This window comes from Bacillus sp. B4EP4a, assembly GCF_006680105.1.
GTDB classification, from domain to species: Bacteria; Bacillota; Bacilli; order Bacillales; family DSM-1321; genus Peribacillus; species Peribacillus simplex_E.
Genome location: NZ_VHIK01000061.1, coordinates 1 through 1,765, shown reverse-complemented (window position 1 = coordinate 1,765; position 1,765 = coordinate 1). Strand labels below are relative to the sequence as shown.

1 protein-coding gene is annotated in these 1,765 nt (G+C 42.8%); it reads right to left on the bottom strand.

The window, feature by feature from the left end:
* Nucleotides 1-374: 374 nt before the first annotated feature.
* Nucleotides 375-1,652 carry an IS110 family RNA-guided transposase gene (locus tag FNK51_RS24120; RefSeq protein ID WP_141994967.1) on the bottom strand — a complete coding sequence of 426 codons (1,278 nt, stop codon included), beginning with the start codon at nt 1,650-1,652 and terminating at the stop codon, nt 375-377.
* Nucleotides 1,653-1,765 lie beyond the last annotated feature (113 nt).

The window sequence follows — 1,765 nt, the reverse complement described above, 5'->3', positions numbered from 1 at the left end:
AATGCTCACGAATACTCGCTTATTCGCAGGATTTCAAACCACATGGTATAGGTTGCTTTAGATGAACGAAAGAGATAGGACCGTTTTGATAAGATGAGGGCAGATTGAAATAGGGGATCTGTTGAAAATCCCATATTATTACATATACTGCACGCATTCTCCACGCTGCCCCTGGAGGCTTTCCCTCCCATGTCTCAACGGGTCATAATCCTATGCCCTTTCATTCCTTCGTCATGCCTATCCAAGGGGTGAAGGCCGGGTTTTGCTAACGGAACGGGTCATTGCCCTTTTGTTCATTACATCCAGTACTTCGTGCTTTCTTTGAAATCCTACGGATAAGCCAACTTTCGTTAAATAACAATGTGAATGTAAATTTACGCTGCTAGTTGTTCATCAAGTGGGAAGATCATTTCCGGTTTATAGGCAGAGCCATTACGAGCTATCCCTACTAGGACACGGGCGAGTTTTCCACAAAGTTTCATGATGGATTTCATTTTCTTAATCTTCTTCACTTTAACATTATTCGAGTGTAGGGCTTTAAACTCAGGGTTATTCATCACCAGACTCATGGTCGCAAGGAAGAGGTAACGCCGCAGGCGTGATCTTCCACGTTTGGAAAGAACAATTTGGCCTTTCCACTTCCCAGAACTTGCTTCAGCGAGATGCAATCCTGCATGACGAAGGAGCGCATTCCCGTGAGCGAACCCACTCAGATCTCCAGCTTCTCCTAAGATTCCCGCTAGTGAAATCTCGCTGATTCCTTTAATGGCAAGTAGTTGCTTAACGAATGGAATCTGTTCCAAGACTTTTGTGACTTCTTGCGTCACTCTTTCGAGTTGGAATGAAGCGAGATCATATTCCTCTAATAACTGTCCCAAGTGAAGTTTATACGCATCAAGGGCTTGTTTTGTACCAATTGAACGCTTGGCCAATACAAGCAGGGAACGGGCTTTTTTATGCCCGGAATGTCGCTTCATACATGATTTCCAACCGGTTACGATATCTTGAGGCTGTAAGAAACATAATTCAGCTGGGGTAGGAAAGAGGCGTAGGGTTGCGATTGCCCCTTTACATGATACGTCTTTAAACACTTGCCGGAGCTCGGGAAAGACAACATCCACCCAGCGATTAATTTGGTTGATGGAGCTAACAAGACGCTTAACGATCACATCTCGGTTAGCCATAAGGACACGAAGTTTTTCAAATGATTCTGAAGTGGAACGAACGAAGGCATAGTAGCCATTCTTCACCATATCAGCGATGACAAGGGCATCTTTTTTATCACTTTTGGATTGCGTATTATCACGATTTTCTTTGTTTCTTTTGACATGGTGAGGATTGACGGTGACGACATCCATGTTTTGTTTGACTAGCCACTTTGAAAGGTTTATCCAATAATGTCCGGTAGGTTCCATTCCGACTATCGTTGTGTCTAAGTTTTTCATTTGTTTTAGTTCCTGGATCCAGTTTAGTAATCGAGTAAAACCCTCTTCGTTATTTTCAAAAGACAAGGGTTTCCCGACCACAATGCCCCGAAAGTTTACAGCACGGGCCACGTGTACGTGTTGGGCAATATCCACACCAACAACTAGATGTTGATCCGTAATTCTCTCAATTAGTTGATTTTGTTTGTTTTGCATTTTAAAATTCATAGTAGGGCTTCCTCCTTAAGACTTTGAGTTAGATTGGTCTCTATACTCGTATCTTACTGAGGGGCTCTATTTTTTTCAAACCTGATATTTAACGATCTACAGGAATGCTAACG